Below are 21,857 nucleotides of genomic sequence, written 5' to 3' on the forward strand. Positions count from 1 at the left end.
CAATGAAAAAGAACTGTCTCCAAAAACCAGAATGGTCATGGAATAGAACTCATAGTGAACCAACTTATGTACATCAATGGGTACAATCATTAGATGAAATGAAAAATGCTCCGGATCTGATCCTTTACGGAGCACCGATTTCTCGTTCATCAATTAGTGTTTCTGGTGCATCTCTTTACCCAACTGAATTTCGCCGGATGTGGAAGGGATTTGCGACATACAACTTAGATGAAGATGTAGACCTTGCATCCTTCCAAGTAGCAGATGCAGGGGATGTAATGATGCACACGACTGATATTCTTCTCTCCCATCAGCACATTCAGGAGGCAACAGAAGCCTTAGTTACCGACTATCCGAGCACAGCAACTTGTATGATTGGCGGTGACCATTCAACGACTGCTTGTGCAGTTCGCGGAGTTAAGAATGCGAACCCTAATGAAACAATTGGGATTTTACAGCTCGATACACATTTAGATGTCAGAGACCCAGCTGAATTAGGGCCAGCAAATGGAACACCGATCAGACAGCTAATCGGTGGAAAAGTCGTTAAGGGAGAGCATGTGATAAACATTGGTTTGCACGGGTATTTCAATGCCAAGCCCTTAATTGATTATGCGAAAGAGCACCGGATTCAAATGGTTACCTTAAAAAAGGCACGTCAGCAAGGCATCATTGAAACAATTAAGGAAGCATTGAGCCATCTAGCAAGCCAAGTTGACTGCATTTATGTCACCGTTGATATGGATGTGCTTGATATATCTGTTGCCCCAGGAGTACCAGCGTCTACTCCAGGGGGCTTAACGGCAACAGAATTATTCGATGCCTTATTAGAAATTGGAAAAAGCTCAGCTGTCCGCCATATTGATTTTGTTTGCCTCGACCCAAGCAAAGATACAGCCGTAGCCGAGACCGTCAAAACAGGTGTTTACGCTTGGCTGCAATTTGTTACTGGTCGTGTCTGTCAAAAATAACTCAAAAGAACACAAGGCTAACCAAAGCCTTGTGTTTTTTTATATGTTATTTATCTAAAATTTCGTTATTTTTGACTAAGTTGTGTTAGTAAAAAAGATAGTTGATTGGAGTGGAAGGCGTGAGACTCCTGCGGGACGTTTGGGACAGCTGAGGCCCCACAGGCGCATAGCGCCGAGGAGGCTCAGCGCCCACCCCGCGGAAAGCGAACACCTGGAGCAGAAATCAACTTCTACAAATGCATTTTAAAAGCAACGGTGTTTGCAAAAACATCCTAGATTATAAATTATATAAGGAAAGTAAGACACGAGGCCTATCATAGCCTCGTGTTTTTTCTTGATTTGTAACTAAGATTTTGACAAAATCCGATAAAAATATACAAATTTTTAAAATATAAGTGATATTTGTAACAGTTTAAGTAAATTGAATCGTTTATAATCATTTCAGGAAATTTTTACTATGATTAAAGTAGAAAAGAGGGTTACATTGAAAAGATCGATTCTTTCAAGGTTGATTGCGCTGGTGTCTGTTGTTATTTTTATCAGTTTGGCGGTCATTTCGTTTGCGAATTATTGGATGACATATTTGAAAGTTAAGGAATCAGCTGGAATTGAACTTTTTGGTTGTGCGAATATCACTACTGGTCTTTTAACAAGTGATGATATTGACAGTCTGAAGTCACTCACATCTTCACAGGCAAAAGAGCTTGGTATAAAAATGGACTGGACTACTGCCCATAAGCCAATTTTTGAAAATCAATATCTTATGTCAATTGAAGGAAAGGTTCTTGTCCCAGATGAAAATTCTGAAAAACAAGGAATTAGTATAGGGGACACAACACCTGTGGATCAAGAGCTATTAAATAAACTACTTGAAACAAAAGCCCCCGTTTTTTCTGATGTATATGACTATGCAGGAATGAAACGTTTGACTGGGTATGCGCCAATTTTCAAAAGTCATGAAAACCATGGTGAGGTTGTAGCAATAAGTGCAATTGATTTCAATGCAGAGATTCTAACTGAAAGAACATGGAGTATGGTATCTTCTACCATTATCGTTGGAATTCTTTCATTGCTGACTGCAGGAATCATTATCATATTGTACGTAAGAAAAACGATCCTACCATTAAGACATCTGACAGAATACACAAAGCAAATTGCAGCAGGTGATTTAAGTAAGGAAGCTGCTACAATCAAGGCTACAGGGGAAATACAAATTCTTAACGAAAACTTTAATGTAATGGTAGAAAATTTAAAAAGTGCTCTCCTTCAAACAGCGTCAACCTCTAAAGAAGTAGCTGCATCGACCGAAGAGCTATCCGTCAATACCTCAGAGGTAGCAGATATTGTTGAAGAAACTTCTGCCACCTTTCAAAATGTTGCTGAGTCAGCTAATCATCAAGCAACAGAAGCAGAACACATCCAGAGAATCTTCCAGAAAATTACTGACCAAACGAACAATATTACTGAAAGAGTACAAAGTACTGCTAAGAATTCATTTGAGGTTTCAAGCCTTGCCATAAATGGCAGTGTGATTATTGAAGAATCTATTGAACAAATGGATCATATCCGTTCAAGCTCAGAGGATGTATCCGTAACAATGCATGAGCTTAAAGAAAGATCAACGAGAGTGAAGGATATTTTAAATATTATTATGAATGTTTCTAAGCAGACTAATTTACTTGCCTTAAATGCATCAATTGAAAGTGCAAGGGCTGGTGAGCACGGCAAGGGATTTGCGGTTGTTGCTGAAGAGATACGAACCTTGGCGGAAGAAACATCTAAAAGTATTGAAAGTATCAAATCGATTGTTTTCGAGATTGAAAGCAAAACAACTGAAGCAGTAAATCTTACTGAACAAGGAAACAAAGTTGTCCAAACTGGAATCGAAAAAGTGCGAAATGCAGGCAGTGCTTTTAATGAAATAAAAGAATCAACAAAAGGTTTAAGTGAAGAGGTTGAACGAATTCTCGCCTCAACTGTTGGAATTCAGAATGATGTTGAATCTGTAAATACACAAATATTTAATATTGCCTCGATCTCGAAGGAAATCTCGACACAGATGAGGGATGTAGCTGTAACATCTGAACAACAAACAGGCTCAATGGAAGAGATCACTGCAGCCATTCAAGTGCTGCTACATACAGCAAATGAGATGGAAGAATTAGCAAACCGTTTTAAGATTTAATCAAATAAAAAGAAAAGCAAGCATGTTGATGGAATACTCACTTGCTTGTTTTTTTGTTTATAGCCTGTCCCCTCTTGAATAATCATGACTTTTCAGGCAAATTGGATTTAATAGTTTTATTATTTGGCTCTTTTCTAAAAGATTGTTGTTTTTTGAATAAATGTTGTGAGTGAAAATCGTAGACAAATATGGCTAGTTGATTGTAGCGGAAGGCGCGAGACTCCTGCGGGAAGTGTGGGACAGGTGAGACCCCGCAGACGCTTTAAGCGTTGAGGAGGCTCAGCGCCCACCCTGCGGAAAGCGAGCGTCCTGGAGCGGAAATCAACTTCTACGAAATCGTGTTAAAAGCAATAATGTTTGCGAAAATAGCCTATTATTTTTTGAAATAGAGGTGGTTGAGGTGTCAGGTGAAGTTATTTTTGGAAAAGCAATGGCTGAATGGAAGAAGGACCTCCCGCTAATACATGAAGTAACAAGTCAAAAGGAAGCTTTTTGGATAAATCCTATGTATGAATCACAATCTGAATCAACAACATTAACATGTGAGGATGCAATGGATGCAGAAGCCCGACTTGCACGGTTTGCCCCGTATATTGCAAAGGTATTTCCAGAAACAGCGGGAGCAAATGGATTGATTGAATCCCCACTGCTTACGATTCCCAAAATGCAAAGAAGCCTTGAACAACTCTATCAATTTGAGCTGCAAGGCCGCTTATTATTAAAATGCGATAGTCATTTGCCGATTTCGGGGTCGATCAAAGCAAGGGGAGGAATATATGAGGTATTAAAATATGCGGAAGAACTAGCCTTAAAGAATGATATGATTTCTGAGGACGATGACTATTCTCTATTAGCCGAGCAAAGGTTTCAAGATTTCTTTTCCCGTTACTCGATTGCAGTCGGATCAACAGGGAATTTAGGCTTAAGCATTGGCATTATGGGTGCAAAGCTTGGCTTTAACGTGTATGTGCATATGTCTTCAGATGCCAAGCGATGGAAAAAGGATTTACTGCGGGAAAAGGGAGTAACGGTTGTCGAGCATGCTGCTGATTTCAGTAAGGCAGTTGCTCAAGGAAGGAAGCAAGCAGATCAAGATCCTACTATGTATTTCGTGGATGATGAAAGCTCTAAGCATCTTTTTCTAGGCTACTCTGTTGCTGCTTTTCGACTCAAGAAACAGCTGGAAGAAATGAATATTCAAGTAAATGAGGATAATCCACTTTTCGTTTATCTTCCTTGTGGTGTTGGTGGTGGACCTGGGGGTGTAACATTCGGGTTGAAACAAGTATTTAAAAATCATGTGCACTGCTTTTTTGCCGAGCCTACCCACTCGCCATGTATGCTTCTAGGCTTAATGACTGGATTACATGATCAAGTTTCTGTCCAGGATTTTGGCTTAGATAATCGGACTGAAGCAGACGGATTGGCAGTAGGACGCCCATCAGGGTTTGTTGGAAAGTTACTTGAAAAAGATATTAGTGGAATCTATACGGTAGAGGATGAAAAATTATTTGCGCTCCTGACTATACTAGCTGATACGGAAGGAATCAGTCTTGAGCCATCCGCCCTCGCTGGATTTCCAGGAATGATGCATATCTTAAAATCAGCTATGGGTAAAGATTTTATAAACAAGTTTCAGCTTAATTCTAAGCTAAAAAATGCAACTCACATTGTTTGGGGTACAGGAGGAAGCATGGTACCTGGAAGCGAAAGGAAGAACTATTATGAGCGAGGTAAATCCATTGGAAAATAAACTATTTTATCAGGATCCATACTTAAAAACATTCGAAACCAAACTGCAAGACCAACAAAAGGACGAACAAGGAAGATACTATGCAGTCTTGAAGGAGACCACTTTTTATCCAACGGGTGGAGGCCAGCCACATGACACGGGCTCACTAAATGGTGTAAAGGTTATCGATGTAGAGGAAGTAGATGGGGAGATTCGCCATTATTTAGAGCAGCCGTTGGAGAGTATAGAAGAAATAGAGGGTGAGATTAATTGGGAAAGAAGATTTGATCATATGCAGCAGCATGCTGGCCAACATATCCTATCGGCAGCATTTGAGGAGCAATTTGGGTTTGCAACAGTTGGTTTTCATTTAGGAAGTGAGTATTTAACTATTGACTTGGATATTGAGGAGCTAACAGAGCAGCAAGCGAAAGAAGCGGAAGATTTGGCTAATCAAGTGATTTTGGAGAATCGCTCCATTGAAGCGAAATGGGTTACGACAGATGAGTTATCATTTTACCGCCTCAGGAAGAAGCTCTCTGTGACTGAGAATATCCGTCTTGTGATCATTCCTGACTTTGATTACAACGGGTGTGGTGGAACCCATCCACATACAACCGGGGAAGTAAGAGCGATCAAAATTTTAGATTGGGAAAAACAAAGAAAAAATATACGGGTGCAATTTATATGTGGGGATCGTGTACTTGCCCAGTTTAATCAAAAACAGAAAGAAATCAAAAATTTAACAAGCATATTAAATGCACCAGAACAGAATCTGGCCACTACAGCGAAAAAACTGACAGATAGTAGAAAAGAGCTTGAAAAGGTAATAGATGAATTGAGGGATGGGCTTTTAGCATATGAGGCAAAAGATCATCTTAGTAATGCAAAATCAACAGATAGTGGGTTAATTATAAGTAGAATCTTTGAAAATAGAACGATACAGGAATTACAAAAATTAGCACGATTGATTACTGCTCAATCTGATGAGGCAGTCTTGCTCTTCGTAAATGAAGCAGAGGATAAGCTGCAATTTGTTTGTGCAAGAGGCAAGCATCCATCTATTAGCATGAAGCAATTAACGAACGGGCTTCTTCTATTGATAGATGGAAAAGGCGGTGGCAATGATGTATTTGCTCAAGGGGGAGGAACAGCCAGCGTAACAGGTGAGCAGCTACTTCTACAGGGATTAGAGGAAATTCAAAAGCTAACATCATTATAGAGTTAATAAAATATTTTGAAAAGTCACACAAAGTAGTTGTCAAGGTTATCCCTATTGTATTACAATTCTATTAAGGGCTACGCATTACAATGAATGTTTAGGCTAATCGCATAAACACCTCATGTAATATCCTTGCTCTGCAGGAGGCATGTTCATGTTTCAGCAAGGTACTGTGTATATAATTGGGGATAGTAAGACTTCTTCTAATAATCCAATCATGCAGCAATTTAATGCTTTTTTCGTTGGACTTGTCATTGATAGAGAAACGGACAAAATTATTGATGCAGAATGCTCATCTACGATTAATCTAACAACCCGTTTTGTTCAATCCTTATTCGTTGGAAAGTCCATTTTGGAAGTGGATAGAGTTAGTGAGGAAATTGAACAACGTTACTTTGGTTCATCACAAAAAGCATTAATGGTCGCTTTTAAAAATGCACATATCAAATATTTACAAATAAAAAATAAATAAGTTAGCTGCTTTTTCTGTTCTGCGCAGATTAAATCCAGCTGTTAGAGATTATGTGATCTTTCTCTGACAGCTGGATTTTTTTATTGAATTTTTTTAATAAGTTGTATGAATGAGAACTATCTACAAAAAAAGTCAGTTGATTGGAGCGGAAGGTGCGAGACTCCAGCGGGAGTAGTGGGACAGGTGAGACCCCGCAGGAGCGTATGCGACGAGGAGGCTCACCGCCCACCCCGCGGAAAGCGAGCAGCCTGGAGCGGAAATCAACATCTACTAACTACATTCTCATTATTCACTAGATTCCTAATCAAAATATAGGAATAGATTCTAGGAAAATAGTATATGAAATACATAGGGAGGAATTTATATGAAGCTATATGTATCAGTTGATATGGAAGGAATTACAGGACTAGCTGATCACACACATGTGGACTCTTCTAAGCATAACTACGAACGAAGCCGCCTAATTATGACAGAAGAGACTAATCATGTAGTTGCAACCGCTTTCAATGAAGGGTGCCAAGAAGTGCTTGTGAATGACAGCCATTCAAAAATGAACAATCTATTAATTGAAAAGCTTCATCCTGAGGCGAAGGTAATTGTTGGGGATGTGAAACCCTATTCTATGGTCCAGGGGCTGGATTCCACTTACACTGGAGCGATGTTTATTGGCTATCATGCAAGAGCCTCTATGTTAGGTGTTATGTCCCATTCGATGATCTTTGGAGTTCGCAATATGTATATCAATGATGTGGCTATTGGTGAGATGGGGTTCAACGCCTATGTTGCAGGCTTCCACGGAGTGCCGGTTCTGCTCGTTGCTGGAGATGATCGAGCTGCATTGGAAGCGGAGCAGCTGATTCCGAATGTAACAACTGCGATTGTCAAGGAAACAATTACCCGTTCTGCAGTCAAATCACTAACACCTGCCAAAGCGGGAGAGCTTCTAAAGGAGAAAACAGCCGCCGCATTAAAAAACAAACATCTTGTAAAACCTCTTGTTCCACCAGATCAACCAACACTAAGAATTGAATTTGCCAACTATGGGCAGGCAGAATGGGCTCATTTAATGCCTGGCACAGAGATTGAAGCGAATACAACGATTGTACGCTATCAGGCAAAGGACATTCTTGAAGCTTATCGAGCAATGCTAGTGATGATTGAATTAGCAATGAGAACATCATTTTGTTAGGAAGTGTAATCGGATGACTGCTTATATTATCAAACGCCTCATTGCCATGCTTGTAACCCTTTGGCTCATTATCACATTAACCTTTTTCCTTATGCACTCCATACCAGGCTCCCCTTTTAACGAGGAGCGAGCGACAAATGAAACAGTTCAGAAGAACTTGGAGAAATTCTATCATCTTGATGAACCACTTTATATTCAGTATGGGATGTACCTAAAATCAGTCGTCACCTTTGATTTTGGACCATCTATCAAAAAGTCATCGCAAACAGTTAACGAAATGCTTGGAAGGGGCTTTCCGGTTTCATTTGAATTGGGGATTGTTACTTTAATTGTCGCCGTCATTTCAGGAATTACACTTGGAATTATTGCAGCTCTAAGGCATAACGGAATTATTGATTATCTCGCAATGACAATAGCGGTACTGGGAATCTCCATTCCAAACTTTGTTATGGCGACCCTGCTCATTCAGCAGCTTGCGGTTAATTTAGGAATACTCCCAGTTGCCACATGGGTAAGTCCTAAGCATATGATTCTGCCTACTTTAGCGCTCGCAACTGGCCCTATGGCAATCATTGCAAGACTAACGCGTTCTAGTATGCTTGAGGTCCTTACTCAGGATTATATTAGAACAGCAAAGGCAAAAGGCTTGTCCCCTGTAAAAATAATCTTTAAGCATGCGCTGCGCAATGCACTTTTACCTGTTGTTACGGTGTTGGGCTCTCTTGCAGCAAGTATATTAACAGGGACTTTTGTAATTGAGAAGATCTTTGCGATTCCAGGAATGGGCAAGTATTTTGTAGAGAGTATCAACCAGCGTGATTACCCGGTTATTATGGGGACAACTGTTTTTTATAGTGCCATTCTGATCATGATGCTGTTTTTAGTTGATATTGCTTATGGCGTACTTGACCCCCGTATTAAATTGCATAAAAAGGAGGGGAGCTAATGGAGTTAAGAAAATCGCATGAACATCCTATCGCACCCAATATTCCCGACGAATGGTTTGTTCCAAAGGGAAAAGATATGGATGAAGCAGAGGCTGTTGTCAGACCAAGCTTGTCTTATTGGCAGGATGCATGGCGCCGGCTTTTGAAAAATAAACTAGCAATGGCAGGATTGATTTTCCTTATTATTCTTATCTTTATGGCTATCTTTGGACCTGTGATCTCCCCTCATGATTTTTCAGAGCAAAAGCTAGTTAATCAAAATCAGCCTCCTTCAAGTACCCATTGGTTTGGGACGGATGAATTAGGGAGGGATGTGTTTTCAAGGACTTGGCTAGGAGCCCGAATCTCTCTATTTGTTGGGGGAGTGGCAGCCTTGATTGATTTTGTCATTGGCGTTATTTACGGTGGGATAGCTGGATATAAAGGCGGTAAAGCGGATAATGCGATGATGAGATTTGTTGAAATCTTATATGGGCTCCCGTATTTACTCGTTGTTATTTTAATAAGTGTGGTTATGGGACCTGGTCTATTCACAATTATATTTGCCTTATCTGTTACGGGGTGGGTAGGAATGGCTCGGATTGTCCGGGGACAGGTTCTTCAAATAAAAAACTATGAGTTTGTGCTTGCATCAAAGTCATTTGGTGCCAGAACTTCGCGAATTATTAAGAAAAACTTACTTCCAAATACGATGGGCCCGATTATTGTACAAATGACTTTGACGGTTCCTTCAGCCATCTTCGCAGAAGCATTTTTAAGCTTTCTTGGTTTAGGAATTCAGCCGCCATTTGCTAGTTGGGGATCCATGGCAAGTGATGGATTGTCTTCGATTCTAACAGGTCATTGGTGGAGGCTGTTTTTTCCAGCATTCTTCATTTCATTGACGATGTTTTCATTTAATGTACTTGGGGATGGGCTGCAGGATGCACTTGATCCAAGGTTGAGGAGGTAAGCATCATGGAAAAGGTTCTTGAAATAAAGGATCTCCATGTTTCTTTTAAAACGTATGGAGGGGAGGTCCAAGCAGTTCGAGGAGTGTCCTTTGATTTATATAAAGGAGAAACCTTAGCAATCGTTGGTGAGTCAGGATGTGGAAAAAGCGTAACCGCACAAAGTATTATGCGTCTGATCCCAAACCCGCCAGGAAGGATTACTAATGGTTCTGTTCTTTTTAAAGGAATCAATTTAACAATGATGAAGGAGCCGGAAATGCGAAGAATTCGCGGGGCAGATATATCAATGATTTTTCAGGATCCGATGACAGCTTTGAACCCTACGATAACAATTGGTGAGCAGATTATCGAAGGCATCCTTCAGCATAAACAGGTTTCAAGGCAGGAAGCGAAAAAGACAGCACTTGAAATGCTTAATCTTGTAGGCATCCCTAATCCAGTTGAACGATTAAAGCATTATCCGCACCAATTTAGCGGAGGAATGAGGCAGCGGATTGTCATTGCGATGGCACTCGTTTGCCAGCCAGAAGTACTGATAGCGGATGAACCTACTACGGCTTTAGATGTCACCATTCAAGCGCAAATTCTAGATCTATTTAAAGATATACAAAAGAAAATAGGTGTTTCGATTATTCTAATTACCCATGATTTAGGTGTGGTCGCCCAAGTAGCCGATCGAGTTGTCGTTATGTATGCAGGTAAAATAGCCGAAGCAGGATCAAGGAAGGAAATTTTTTATAACCCTCAGCATCCATATACAAAGGGATTATTAAACTCAGTTCCACGTCTTGATTTAGAGGAATCTGAACTTATACCGATTGGGGGTTCCCCGCCAGATTTATTCTCACCCCCAACAGGATGTCCGTTCACTGCCAGATGTGCTTATGCCATGGAAGTTTGCGACCGGAGTTATCCATTTAAGACCCATCTAAGCAAAGAGCATCATGTGGATTGTTGGCTTCAGGATGAGCGCGCCATAAAGATGCTTGCTAGTACCAGGTAATTTGTTCTTTTTTTCAGCCATCATCATATAGCTGAAATGAGAAATACTAGAAACATATAAAAAGAGGGGGAAGTGACATGAAGAAGTTTGTATCTCTGTTGTTAACAGGCCTATTGATATTTGTGCTGGCTGCCTGTACAGCAAATCAAGAAACGACAAAAGAGCCACAGCCAAAAAACAATGACGAAGGTACGAAGGAAGAAGATGTGGAAAGTGAAAAGATTCTGTACTTGAATAATGGGCTCGAACCAACTTCATTTGACCCACCAATTGGTTTTGATGCGGTTTCATGGAGTGGGCTAAATAACTTAATGGAGGGTTTAACCCGTTTAGGTGCTGATCACGAGCCTGAAGCAGCGACAGCAGAGAAATGGGATGTGTCTGCAGATGGCAAAGTTTATACATTCCATATCCGGGAAAATGCAAAGTGGTCCAATGGAGATGATGTAACAGCAGGTGATTTCGTATTTGCTTGGAAACGTCTATTAGACCCTGAAACTGGATCTCCTGCTTCCTTCCTTGGTTATTTTATAGAAGGAGCAGAGGCATTTAATAATGGAGAAGGTTCAGCTGATGATGTGAAGGTTAAAGCTGTTGATGAGAAAACATTTGAAGTAACATTAACTAGCCCGCAAGCATACTTTCTAAGTGTCATTACTAATCCAGCTTTCTTTCCAATTAATGAGAAGGTTGCAACAGAGAACCCACAATGGTTTGCTGAAGCGGAAAGTTTCGTAGGTAATGGTCCTTTCAATCTAGCAGAATGGGAGCATGATAGCCACTTTTTAATGGAAAAGAATGACCAATACTGGGATGCAGGAACAGTGAAATTAGATAAAGTCCATTGGGCGATCATTGATGACACAAATACAGAATACCAAATGTATCAAACAGGAAGTCTGGATGTATCAGATGTTCCAGCTGATTTAAGTGAACAGCTTTTCTCAGAAGGGAAGGCAGAGGTTGGCGATCAAGCAGGGGATTACTTCTACCGCTTTAACTTGACGATGGAACCATTCCAAAACTTAAACATCCGTAAGGCATTTGCGATGGCTGTTGATCAACAGCAAATGGTTGATTTTGTGACAAAGAATAAAGAAAAGCCAGCATATGGATTTGTTGCTTACGGATTTAACGATCCACAAGGAAATGACTTCCGGGAAACAAACGGAGACCTTTTGAAGACAGATCCAGAAGAAGCAAAAGCACTTCTTGCAAAGGGTATGGAGGAAGAAGGCTATGAAACACTTCCAGAAGTTACATTAACTTATAGCACGAGTGATACGCATAAGAAGATTGCTGAAGCACTTCAACAGATGTTTAAGGATAATTTAGGTGTAGAAGTGAAGCTGGCAAACATGGAATGGAATGTATTTGCTGAAGAGCAAACAGCATTGAAATTCCAGCTTTCAAGAAGCTCTTTCTTAGCAGATTATGCAGATCCAATTAACTTCCTAGAAAACTTCCAGACAGGTCTTTCGATGAACCGTACAGGCTGGAGCAATGCAGAATATGATCAATTAATTAAAGATGCAAAAAATGAAGCAGATGAAGAAAAGCGCTATGAAATGATGTATAAAGCTGAGAAAATCCTTTTTGAAGAAATGCCGATTATCCCTATTCATTTCTATAATCAGGTCTATTTGCAAAATGAGGCTGTTACTGGCATCGTTCGCCATCCAGTTGGATATCTAGAATTGAAATGGGCAGATAAAAATTAACTATAAGAGGATGTTCAAAAAGTCCGGGAAAAATAGCTGTCGAATTTCTGCGTCAGTTTGCTTATCCGCTCCTCACGTACCAAAAACGTACGCTCCGGTGCTCTAAGCTAAACTTCCTTGAACTTCTCGGCTCTTTTTGTCCTCCTTTTTGAACACTCACTAAAAGAGGGATGTTCGCTTGAACATCCCTTTTTTACAAAAATAATCAAAGGGATGTGACAGCATGGGAGTAAAACCACAGCGGCTAAGAAAAGGGGATACTATTGGGATTATTGCACCAGCAAGCCCGCCTAATCAAGAGAATCTGCAGCGTTCGTTTTTATTTCTGGAAGAATTAGGGCTTAAGGTGAAACTGGGCAAACATCTTTATGACCAATATGGTTATTTGGCTGGGGAAGATAAAGATCGATTAGCAGATTTACATAAGATGTTTATGGATCGTGAGGTGAAGGCAGTTATCTGTGCAGGCGGCGGATACGGAACAGGGCGAATCGCTTCACAAATAGATTACTCATTGATCAAAAATAACCCCAAAATATTCTGGGGATACAGTGATATTACCTTTTTGCATACGGCCATTCGGCAGCAATCAGATCTCGTGACCTTCCATGGTCCAATGCTCGCTTCAGATATCGGAAAAGTGGATGTAGATCCCTTGTCGAAGGAGTATTTCAAGCAATTATTTGAACCTACTTCCATTCAATACACAAATGAGCTATCGCCTTTAGAAGCTTTAATTGGTGGAAAAGCAAGCGGGGAGATAACGGGGGGGAATTTATCACTTATTGCGAGCACGATTGGAACCAGATTTGAAATTGAGACAAAAGATAAATTATTACTCATAGAGGATATCAACGAAGAGCCGCGCGCAATCGATCGTATGCTGAATCAATTATATATGGCTGGAAAGCTGACAGAAGCAGCTGGAATCATCATCGGGGATTTTAATAATTGTGTACCTGAAAGGGAACTTTCTTTACAACTAGATGAAGTAATCTCTCATTATATGAAATTAGCAAATAAGCCTGCCCTAAAAGGATTTAAGTTTGGTCATTGTTCACCACATATTTCGATTCCTTTAGGTGTACAGGCGGAACTGGATACAGAAAAAGGACAATTAATAATCGATAGCGGGATTAAGGAATAAGAAGTGTTCATAAAGGGTGGTAGAAGATGAAAATAGACAATGTTGAAACTTACAGGGTGGCTATACCACTGACAAAGCCATTTAAGACTGCATTAAGAACGGTTCATACAGCTGAATCTATCCTTGTTAAGATAACATGTGAGGACGGGACCATTGGTTGGGGGGAAGCTCCTCCGACAATTGTTATAACAGGAGAGAGTATGTCAAGTATTGAGTCAGCTATTCATCAAGTGCTAAAACCCTTTTTGGAGAATCAAAGTTTAAGAAACTATGAGGAAATCTTTCAAGGGATCCAATCCATCTTGATTGGAAATTCAAGTGCAAAAGCTGCGGTCGATATGGCCCTTTATGATTGCTTATCTAAGCTTTGTAAGCTTCCACTGTACCAGTATTTAGGCGGACATAAAGATGAAATTGAGACTGATTATACAGTAAGTGTGAATGGACCAGAGGAAATGGGGGAAGATGCTGTTTCTTATGTCCAAAAGGGATTTAATGTATTAAAGGTCAAAGTAGGAAAAGACGATATTTTAACAGATATTGAGCGTATTCGTGAAATTAGAAATAGAGTTGGAGAGAAGATTAAAATCCGGCTCGATGCCAATCAAGGCTGGAAGCCAAAGGAAGCCATTCAAGCCATTCGAAAAATGGAGGATTTGGATTTAAATCTTGAATTGGTCGAACAGCCTGTGAAGGCATGGGATATTGAGGGCCTAAAGCAGGTGACAGACAATGTGGAAACACTGATTATGGCAGATGAAAGTGTTTTTACACCGAAGCAAGCATTTGAAGTAATAAAGTCGAGAAGTGCTGATTTAATTAATATTAAATTGATGAAATCTGGCGGAATCTACCAAGCACAAATCATCAATCAGCTTGCAGAGGTTTGTGGAATGGAATGTATGGTGGGAAGCATGATTGAAACACGTATTGGAATCTCCGCCGCAGCCCATTTTGCAGCTAGTAAAAAGAACATCACTCGTTTTGACTTTGATGCTCCCTTAATGCTTGCAAAGGAAGTCGTCGAAGGAGGAATTAAATACAATGGAAGGAAGATAACTCTTCCAAAAGTGCCTGGTATAGGGATAAGTAAAGTTTATTTTGAAGGGGGTGTTGCAATTGGAAATCAACCATAAATGGCTAGTTAATGTTCCTGTTGCTACTCTTTGGACTTCCTTTGATTCGGCAAGAGATATAGATAGGGATGCGATAAGCCATCCAGCTCATGTGGAAGCATGGCTCAAGGGATTAACTTATGAAATGAGTTTAGAGCTTTGTAATAAAAATTTAGTGCAGTCGCAGATGTTGTATGGGGAAGAAGTAATGGTTTTGGATGAAAAAGAGGATTGGGTTCATGTGATTGTCCCTCATCAATCTTCGTCTAAAGATAGTAGGGGTTATCCAGGCTGGCTTCCAAAGAATCAATTAATATCCAGGAAGGATTGGATGATAGCTAATCGTCCAATCGCTGTTATTACAGAAAGGAAAGCAGATCTTTATGGTGACAACAAGGAGCCACAGCTTGTTCTAAGCTACCAGACAATTCTACCCATCATCAACAAGGATACTCAATGGATTCAAGTTGAAACACCAGCTGGAGAGGGATACTTGAGAACGGAAGACGTTAGTATATATGATTCGATGCAGAGCATTCCGAAAGGGAATGGAAAAGATATCGTGTCCGCTGGTGAGAAATTTCTTCAACTGCCTTATTTATGGGGGGGAATGAGCAGTTTTGGCTATGATTGCTCAGGATTTAGTTATTCGATGTGTAAAGCAAATGGCTATACGGTCCCTCGAGATGCTCATGATCAAGCGGCAGCAGGAGAAAAGATTGCACTAGCAGAAATAGAACCAGGGGATCTTTTATTCTTTGCGTATGAAGAAGGAAAAGGGAGCATTCATCACGTAGGTATTTACTATGGAGACGGCAAGTTAATTCATTCACCTAACACAGGGAAATGCATTGAGATAATCGATCTGAAGGATACGATCTATGAAAAGGAATTATGTGAAGCAAGACGTTTCTCGTAAGAGATGGAGGAATCATTATGGCAAATGAAGCATTATTAGAAGTAAATCATCTGAAGAAACATTTCTCTCTTGGAAAAGGACAGCTATTAAAGGCAGTAGATGATGTTTCATTCCATATTAAGAAGGGGGAAACATTTGGAATTGTTGGTGAATCAGGCTGTGGGAAATCAACGGCAGGACGTACGATCATTGGATTATATGATCGTACGGAAGGGGAAGTCGTTTTTGAGGGGAAAAATATTCATGAAATGACGAAAAAGGAGCGATTTGCTTTTCAACGGAAAATGCAAATGATTTTCCAAGATCCGTATGCATCATTAAATCCACGTTCAACGGTAAGGGAAATTATCTCTGAGCCAATGGAGGTCCATGGATTATATTCGACTAAGAAAGAACGTTTGGAGCGGGTTTATCAGTTATTAGAGGATGTAGGATTAAATCGGGATCATGCCAACCGCTATCCTCATGAATTCAGCGGCGGCCAAAGACAAAGGATTGGCATCGCCCGTGCCTTGTCACTGGACCCTGAATTCATCATTGCTGATGAGCCTATCTCTGCCCTGGATGTTTCTGTTCAGGCACAAGTCGTCAATCTTCTAAAAGGATTGCAAAAAAGGAAGGGCTTGACCTATTTGTTTATTGCCCATGACTTATCAATGGTGAAGCATATAAGTGACCGGATCGGTGTGATGTATTTAGGGAATCTTGTGGAATTAACGGAAAGTGCAAACCTGTACAAAAACCCGCTACATCCATATACACAGGCGCTATTATCAGCTATCCCAATCCCAGATCCCGATATAGAGGATAAAAGGGAACGAATTATTCTAAAAGGGGAGCTGCCTAGTCCAATCAATCCACCGGGCGGCTGTGTATTTAAAACACGATGTCCGCTAGTTATGGATGTGTGTTCCACCATAAAGCCAGAATGGCAGGAAGTAGAGAAAAACCATTTTGTCGCCTGCCATTTATATAATAAAAGTAGAACAGATGGCCCTCCTCGTTCACAGGCTGCGGTATCAAAATGGGGATGAAAATGAACTTTGAAACACTTAAAGAAGAAGTTTATCGAATAGCTTCCCGTTGTAAAGGGAGAGTGGGATTAGTAATTGAAACGGAAAATAACCGGATAGAAATTAATAGCAGAGCGAAGTTTTCTTCAGCAAGCCTAATTAAAGTCCCCATTCTAATCGAATGTTTTAGACAGTCAGAAGAAGGGACCCTAGACTTACAGCAATATATCCCGATTGCAGAGTCAAATAGGGTGAAGGGAGCTGGGGTCCTTCAAGCACTATCGAGCGATTTACAATTAAAAGTAATTGATGTAATGACATTAATGATCATCATTTCAGATAATTTAGCTACCAATCTATTAATTGATTTGCTCGGAATGGAAAAGATTAATCAGGGCATGAGGGACCAAAATTTGCATGATACGGAGCTGAGTCGTAAAATGATGGATTTTGCTGCTTTAAAAAACGGCCTGGATAATTATACGACCGCGTATGATATGCTTACTTGCTTAAAGGAACTTGATCAAAATAAGATGTTATCTAATAGAAGCGCGAGCATGGCTAAAGAGATAATGGAAAATCAACAATTTAGCAATAAGCTATCCGATCAGATTGATTTAGATATATTCAAGGTTGCTAATAAAACGGGTGAACTGCCTGGTATTGAGCATGATTGTGCAATCATAGAGTATGGGAAGAGACGCGTTTATGCTGCCGTCTTAATTGATCAGTTAACAGTTCCAAAGGATGGAAGACAGACTTTATCATCAATTGGTCAATTAATCTCACAATATTTAATCAGTTAGATAAAGAGTATTATGAACAATTAGTGAAAATGAGAATGAATATCAAATAAGTTGTTGACTTTTTCCAATAATTTAGTAAAATTATAACTAAGATTGATAGTGAAATTCATTATCAATATTTTTTTTGGACTTTAGTGAGAATGATTCTTAATTTTAATGGTTCATATAAGAGTCTAAAGAGTGTTAAGAAAGAATTGGGGTTGATTTTAGCTTTTTTTTTTTTGTAGAATTGGATTTTGCACTTGGAATGATAATTAATTTTATATTGTCATGCTGAGAATAAACATACTATGAGGGTTACATATGAAACTATGGATGTTAATGATTGCAACTATAGTCCTGTCATTTGTATCGCTATTTATAGGTGCGATTGATATAAAGGTTAGCGACTTGCTCGATTGGCATTCGGATGAGACGCAAATTTTTCTAATCAGTCGAGTGCCTCGATTAATGGCGATTATATTGGCGGGAGCAGGAATGAGCATTGCAGGCTTAATAATGCAGTCTTTGAGTCGAAATAAATTTGTGTCGCCAACGACTGCCGGTACGTTAGATGCAGCCAAACTAGGAATTTTAATCTCGATGCTGTTCTTAACAAATGTAACGTATACGCAGCAGATTATTTTTAGCTTTGCATTTGCTCTGGCAGGTACATTTGTTTTTATGCAAATTTTAGATCGTATTAAATTTAAGGATGTCATTTTCGTTCCGTTAATCGGGATTATGTACGGAAATATTTTATCATCGATTACGACTTTTTTTGCATACGAAGCAGATCTTCTTCAAAATATTTCTTCTTGGTTAATGGGAAGCTTCACATTAATTATTGCTGGCCGCTATGAACTTTTATATGTAAGTATTCCAGCGGTTATTTTAGCGTATCTATATGCGAACAAATTTACAGTCGCAGGTATGGGAGAAGATTTTGCGAAAAACTTAGGCTTAAGTTATAAGTTTGTGTTAAATATAGGTCTGATCCTTGTGGCGATTATTTCTACAACTGTCGTACTAACTGTCGGAGCAATTCCGTTTTTAGGTTTAATTGTACCTAATATTGTCTCTCTATATTTAGGTGATAATTTACGCAAAACCATTCCGCATACAGCCGTATTAGGGGTTGTATTCTTATTAATATGTGACATTATTGGACGTATTGTTATTCACCCTTATGAGATTCCGGTTAATGTGACTGTGGCAGTAATCGGCAGTGCGATCTTCTTAATTATGTTATTTAGGGGGAGAGCATATGCGAAAAAATAGCACAAAGCTGATTTTTTTAGCGGCATTAGCGATTATTTGTATTTTGTTATATGGATTTTATGATATAAAAGGTGGGTTTGATTACGCCTTTCCAAGACGGATGATTCGTGTATCAGCAATGGTTGTGACAGGGATTGCGATTGCGTATTCGACAGTTGTGTTCCAGACCATTACCCATAACCGCATTCTAACACCTTCTGTAATGGGCCTTGACTCTATGTATGAAGTCGTTCAAACGTTCATTTACTTCTTTGCTGGATCCATGTCGGTATGGGTACTAAATAAATATTTGAATTTTGGTACAGCAATTGTTGCAATGGTATTATTTGCTCTTATTTTATATCGTTTTCTTTTCCGGGCGGATAAGCATCCTATTTATTTGCTCCTATTAATCGGGATGATATTAGGAACACTTTTAGGGAACTTTGTGACATTCTTACAAGTACTGATTGATCCAGTAGAATATTTAAGTCTGCAAAGCCGCTTGTTTGCGACCTTTTCAAATGTAAAGGCTGACTTATTATTTATTTCAGTTGGTATATTACTCATTGCGTTTATTTATGGTTATCGCATTATGGGTAAGCTGGATGTCATGTCCCTTGGCCGTGAAAATGCGATGAACCTTGGGATTAACTATGACCGTATGGTAATGCGAATATTAATTTTATCGTCGGTATTAATTGCGACATCAACTGCTTTAGTTGGGCCAATTACGTTCTTTGGCTTAATCGTCGCGAATCTTTCCTATCAATTCTTAGTTACATATAAACACTCTGTATTAATTTTAGGTGCAAGCTTAATAGGTATCATTGCATTAGTCGGCGGTCAGTTCCTTGTGGAACATATCTTTGAATTACGTACAACGTTAAGTGTGATTATCAACTTTATCGGCGGTATTTACTTTATTTACTTATTATTAAAAGAAAGTAGGGCAGCAGGATGATTGAAATCAAAGGATTAACGAAACGATTTGGTAAAAAGCCTGTTGTAGAGGACGTATCTATCACAATCGAGCCTGGTACGATTACATCGTTTATCGGGCCGAATGGTGCTGGTAAATCTACACTTCTTTCCATGGTGAGCCGATTATTAGATGCAGATACTGGGGAAGTATTACTAGATCGAAATGATGTGAAAAAGTGGAAGTCAGCTGAATTTGCGAAGCGTGTTTCCATTTTGAAGCAAGCCAATTACCTTAATGTTCGATTAACGGTACGTGAGCTTATTGCATTTGGGCGCTACCCTTATTCGAAGGGGCGTCTGACAGCAGAGGATGAAAAATTTGTTGATCAAGCAATTGAATATATGAACTTAACAGAGATGCAAGATCAGTTTTTAGATGAATTATCTGGCGGTCAGAAGCAGCGCGCTTTTATTGCGATGGTTATTGCTCAGGATACAGATTATATATTGCTTGATGAGCCTTTAAATAATTTAGATATGAAGCATTCTGTTCAAATCATGAAGATTCTGCGGAAACTAGTAGATGAGCTTGGCAGAACCGTTGTCATTGTCTTACACGATATTAATTTCGCGTCTGTTTATTCGGACCGTATTGTTGCGTTGAAGGACGGGAAGCTTGTGAAAAATGGACCAACAAATGAGATTATTAATTCAGATGCTTTACGCGAAATTTACGATATGGATATTCCCATTCAAGAACAAAATGGCTGCCGTATTTGTGTATACTTCAATTCACATGCTTGAACCAATAGAATAGTTACTAAAGATTTGCCTAGAGGAAAAGGTTACTAGTTTAATTGTTTTCTCTAGGTGTTTTTTTGAAAAAGGTGCCAATAAAGTAACGAATTTATTAAAAGAACAGATGAATCATTATAAAATTTTCCAAAAAAGTTTATAGCAGGGTATTGACGAGAGGGATTAAAGCTTCTATAATGAGAATTGTTATCGGTGATAATGATAATCATAATCATTAACAACAGAAAATGTTAGTACATAAAAGGAGAGAAAGAACATGAAAAAATGGAAGTTTGCTAGTGCATTATTAGCTATGTCTTTAATGCTTACAGCTTGCGGATCAAATGAAAAAGCTTCAAATGAAGAAAATAAAAAGGAAACTGCTCAAGCTGAAGATCAAGCTAAAGAAAATAATTCAGCTGCTGAGGAACAAGGTGCTGCTTATCCAATGACAGTATCTCCAACAGTCGCTTCATCTGAAAGTAAAGATAGTGGCGAAAAGTATTCTTATGAAGATGTTACATTCGAGAAAATGCCAGAAAAAATTGCCGTATTTGATTATGGTTTCTTAGATACATTAGATGCACTTGGTGTGGAAGGAATTGTTGGGGTTGCTAAAGATTCTAGCTTGCCAGCTAACCTTGAAAAATTTTCTGCTGATGAGTATGTAAGTATCGGTAATTTAAAAGAGCCATTACTTGAAGATATTGCAGAAATGGATCCGGATGTCATTTTTATTTCTGGCCGCCAATCTACATTCTATGAAGAGTTAAAAGAAATTGCTCCTGTCGTATTTGTTGGTACTTCTCAAGACGATTATTGGAACACATTCTTAGCGTCAGTGGATATCGCAGCTGAAATGTTCGGTAAAGAAAAAGAAGCTGAAGAATACCTAGGTAAATTCGATTCAGCATTAGAAGAAGTCAAAGCATTAGCCGGTAACTATGAAACTTCATTAGTTACGATGTACAACGAAGGCAAATTATCTGGTTTCTCAACAAATTCTCGTTTTGGATACATTTTTGACATCTATGGTTTCAAGCCAGTAACTGAAGATATCGAGTCTTCTTCTCACGGTTCTAACTTCGGTTTCGAAGCCATTTTAGAATTTGATCCACAAGTGTTATTCGTAATTGACCGTACGGCAGCTACAGGTGGAGATTCTAACATTGCAGCAGATATGGAAAATGCAATCATTAAGAAAACAGACGCTTACAAAAACAATCGTATCGTATACTTAGATGGTCCACTTTGGTATTTAAGTGGAGGCGGTTTACAATCTGAGCTTGCAAAAATTGAAGAAGTATTAGCAGAATTAAAATAGGTTAATAATTGTAATATGAAAGAAGACCTGACTTGTAATGAAGTCAGGTCTTCTTTATTGTGCGCCCGGCATGGGTGTAATCTCTAGGGTGAAAGTCCCGAGCCGTGAAGGCAGAAGTAGCGGTTAGCTTAGCGCAAGGGTGTCCGCGGTGACGCGGAATCTGAAGGAAGCGGGCGGCAA

Annotated in this window: 19 protein-coding genes; all 19 read left to right on the top strand. The window is 39.4% G+C overall.

What is annotated here, in order from left to right; translation table 11 throughout:
* The first annotated feature begins 2 nt into the window (after positions 1-2).
* Complete coding sequence (locus ACFYKT_RS19540; RefSeq protein WP_389222937.1) at positions 3-971, top strand: agmatinase family protein; 969 nt, start codon at positions 3-5, stop codon at positions 969-971.
* 457 nt (positions 972-1,428) lie between these two features.
* Complete coding sequence (locus ACFYKT_RS19545; RefSeq protein WP_389222939.1) at positions 1,429-3,156, top strand: methyl-accepting chemotaxis protein; 1,728 nt, start codon at positions 1,429-1,431, stop codon at positions 3,154-3,156.
* Between the two features lie 430 nt (positions 3,157-3,586).
* Complete coding sequence (locus ACFYKT_RS19550; protein ID WP_389222992.1) at positions 3,587-4,909, top strand: D-serine ammonia-lyase; 1,323 nt, start codon at positions 3,587-3,589, stop codon at positions 4,907-4,909.
* The gene (locus ACFYKT_RS19555; RefSeq protein WP_389222941.1) at positions 4,881-6,110 is read left to right on the top strand and encodes an alanyl-tRNA editing protein; all 1,230 of its coding nucleotides are present in this window, start codon (positions 4,881-4,883) and stop codon (positions 6,108-6,110) included. Before ACFYKT_RS19550 ends, ACFYKT_RS19555 begins: the two co-directional genes overlap by 29 nt.
* 154 nt (positions 6,111-6,264) lie before the next feature.
* Positions 6,265-6,582 carry a DUF3870 domain-containing protein gene (locus tag ACFYKT_RS19560; RefSeq protein WP_389222943.1) on the top strand — a complete coding sequence of 106 codons (318 nt, stop codon included), beginning with the start codon at positions 6,265-6,267 and terminating at the stop codon, positions 6,580-6,582.
* Between the two features lie 364 nt (positions 6,583-6,946).
* Positions 6,947-7,771 carry a M55 family metallopeptidase gene (locus ACFYKT_RS19565; protein WP_389222946.1) on the top strand — a complete coding sequence of 275 codons (825 nt, stop codon included), beginning with the start codon at positions 6,947-6,949 and terminating at the stop codon, positions 7,769-7,771.
* A 13-nt stretch (positions 7,772-7,784) separates the two neighbouring features.
* Positions 7,785-8,717, top strand: a complete 933-nt coding sequence (locus tag ACFYKT_RS19570; protein ID WP_389222949.1) for an ABC transporter permease — start codon at positions 7,785-7,787, stop codon at positions 8,715-8,717.
* Complete coding sequence (locus ACFYKT_RS19575) at positions 8,717-9,670, top strand: ABC transporter permease (RefSeq protein ID WP_389222953.1); 954 nt, start codon at positions 8,717-8,719, stop codon at positions 9,668-9,670. Before ACFYKT_RS19570 ends, ACFYKT_RS19575 begins: the two co-directional genes overlap by 1 nt.
* Before the next feature lie 5 nt (positions 9,671-9,675).
* Complete coding sequence (locus ACFYKT_RS19580) at positions 9,676-10,674, top strand: ABC transporter ATP-binding protein (RefSeq protein WP_389222956.1); 999 nt, start codon at positions 9,676-9,678, stop codon at positions 10,672-10,674.
* Between the two features lie 77 nt (positions 10,675-10,751).
* On the top strand, positions 10,752-12,395 hold the full coding sequence (locus tag ACFYKT_RS19585; protein ID WP_389222959.1) for a peptide ABC transporter substrate-binding protein: 1,644 nt from the start codon (positions 10,752-10,754) through the stop codon (positions 12,393-12,395).
* Positions 12,396-12,618: 223 nt separating this feature from the next.
* Entirely contained in the window at positions 12,619-13,542 is a 924-nt protein-coding gene (locus ACFYKT_RS19590) for a S66 peptidase family protein (protein ID WP_389222962.1), read from the top strand.
* A gap of 26 nt (positions 13,543-13,568) precedes the next feature.
* The gene (locus tag ACFYKT_RS19595; RefSeq protein ID WP_389222965.1) at positions 13,569-14,678 is read left to right on the top strand and encodes a dipeptide epimerase; all 1,110 of its coding nucleotides are present in this window, start codon (positions 13,569-13,571) and stop codon (positions 14,676-14,678) included.
* Complete coding sequence (locus tag ACFYKT_RS19600; RefSeq protein ID WP_389222968.1) at positions 14,662-15,576, top strand: NlpC/P60 family protein; 915 nt, start codon at positions 14,662-14,664, stop codon at positions 15,574-15,576. Before ACFYKT_RS19595 ends, ACFYKT_RS19600 begins: the two co-directional genes overlap by 17 nt.
* Before the next feature lie 17 nt (positions 15,577-15,593).
* Positions 15,594-16,610, top strand: a complete 1,017-nt coding sequence (locus tag ACFYKT_RS19605) for an ABC transporter ATP-binding protein (RefSeq protein ID WP_389222971.1) — start codon at positions 15,594-15,596, stop codon at positions 16,608-16,610.
* 2 nt (positions 16,611-16,612) lie between these two features.
* Complete coding sequence (locus ACFYKT_RS19610) at positions 16,613-17,395, top strand: serine hydrolase (RefSeq protein WP_389222974.1); 783 nt, start codon at positions 16,613-16,615, stop codon at positions 17,393-17,395.
* 303 nt (positions 17,396-17,698) lie between these two features.
* A complete protein-coding gene (locus ACFYKT_RS19615; RefSeq protein ID WP_389222977.1) occupies positions 17,699-18,655 on the top strand; it encodes an ABC transporter permease in 957 nt (318 codons plus the stop codon).
* Entirely contained in the window at positions 18,642-19,598 is a 957-nt protein-coding gene (locus tag ACFYKT_RS19620; RefSeq protein WP_389222980.1) for an iron chelate uptake ABC transporter family permease subunit, read from the top strand. The genes ACFYKT_RS19615 and ACFYKT_RS19620 overlap by 14 nt, the downstream gene beginning before the upstream one ends.
* A complete protein-coding gene (locus tag ACFYKT_RS19625; RefSeq protein ID WP_389222983.1) occupies positions 19,595-20,362 on the top strand; it encodes an iron ABC transporter ATP-binding protein in 768 nt (255 codons plus the stop codon). The genes ACFYKT_RS19620 and ACFYKT_RS19625 overlap by 4 nt, the downstream gene beginning before the upstream one ends.
* 268 nt (positions 20,363-20,630) lie before the next feature.
* Entirely contained in the window at positions 20,631-21,677 is a 1,047-nt protein-coding gene (locus tag ACFYKT_RS19630; RefSeq protein WP_389222986.1) for a siderophore ABC transporter substrate-binding protein, read from the top strand.
* The last annotated feature ends 180 nt before the right edge of the window (positions 21,678-21,857 follow it).

The sequence above is a fragment of the Cytobacillus mangrovibacter genome (assembly GCF_042865275.1).
Lineage (GTDB): Bacteria > Bacillota > Bacilli > Bacillales > Cytobacillaceae > Cytobacillus > Cytobacillus mangrovibacter.

What these genes read in the sequence shown, in the direction of transcription:
- ACFYKT_RS19540 (WP_389222937.1), top strand. Translation starts at nt 3, where the DNA reads ATGAAAAAGAACTGTCTCCAAAAACCAGAATGGTCATGGAATAGAACT.
- ACFYKT_RS19545 (WP_389222939.1), top strand. Translation starts at nt 1,429, where the DNA reads ATGATTAAAGTAGAAAAGAGGGTTACATTGAAAAGATCGATTCTTTCA.
- ACFYKT_RS19550 (WP_389222992.1), top strand. Translation starts at nt 3,587, where the DNA reads ATGGCTGAATGGAAGAAGGACCTCCCGCTAATACATGAAGTAACAAGT.
- ACFYKT_RS19555 (WP_389222941.1), top strand. Translation starts at nt 4,881, where the DNA reads ATGAGCGAGGTAAATCCATTGGAAAATAAACTATTTTATCAGGATCCA.
- ACFYKT_RS19560 (WP_389222943.1), top strand. Translation starts at nt 6,265, where the DNA reads ATGTTTCAGCAAGGTACTGTGTATATAATTGGGGATAGTAAGACTTCT.
- ACFYKT_RS19565 (WP_389222946.1), top strand. Translation starts at nt 6,947, where the DNA reads ATGAAGCTATATGTATCAGTTGATATGGAAGGAATTACAGGACTAGCT.
- ACFYKT_RS19570 (WP_389222949.1), top strand. Translation starts at nt 7,785, where the DNA reads ATGACTGCTTATATTATCAAACGCCTCATTGCCATGCTTGTAACCCTT.
- ACFYKT_RS19575 (WP_389222953.1), top strand. Translation starts at nt 8,717, where the DNA reads ATGGAGTTAAGAAAATCGCATGAACATCCTATCGCACCCAATATTCCC.
- ACFYKT_RS19580 (WP_389222956.1), top strand. Translation starts at nt 9,676, where the DNA reads ATGGAAAAGGTTCTTGAAATAAAGGATCTCCATGTTTCTTTTAAAACG.
- ACFYKT_RS19585 (WP_389222959.1), top strand. Translation starts at nt 10,752, where the DNA reads ATGAAGAAGTTTGTATCTCTGTTGTTAACAGGCCTATTGATATTTGTG.
- ACFYKT_RS19590 (WP_389222962.1), top strand. Translation starts at nt 12,619, where the DNA reads ATGGGAGTAAAACCACAGCGGCTAAGAAAAGGGGATACTATTGGGATT.
- ACFYKT_RS19595 (WP_389222965.1), top strand. Translation starts at nt 13,569, where the DNA reads ATGAAAATAGACAATGTTGAAACTTACAGGGTGGCTATACCACTGACA.
- ACFYKT_RS19605 (WP_389222971.1), top strand. Translation starts at nt 15,594, where the DNA reads ATGGCAAATGAAGCATTATTAGAAGTAAATCATCTGAAGAAACATTTC.
- ACFYKT_RS19610 (WP_389222974.1), top strand. Translation starts at nt 16,613, where the DNA reads ATGAACTTTGAAACACTTAAAGAAGAAGTTTATCGAATAGCTTCCCGT.
- ACFYKT_RS19615 (WP_389222977.1), top strand. Translation starts at nt 17,699, where the DNA reads ATGAAACTATGGATGTTAATGATTGCAACTATAGTCCTGTCATTTGTA.
- ACFYKT_RS19620 (WP_389222980.1), top strand. Translation starts at nt 18,642, where the DNA reads ATGCGAAAAAATAGCACAAAGCTGATTTTTTTAGCGGCATTAGCGATT.
- ACFYKT_RS19625 (WP_389222983.1), top strand. Translation starts at nt 19,595, where the DNA reads ATGATTGAAATCAAAGGATTAACGAAACGATTTGGTAAAAAGCCTGTT.
- ACFYKT_RS19630 (WP_389222986.1), top strand. Translation starts at nt 20,631, where the DNA reads ATGAAAAAATGGAAGTTTGCTAGTGCATTATTAGCTATGTCTTTAATG.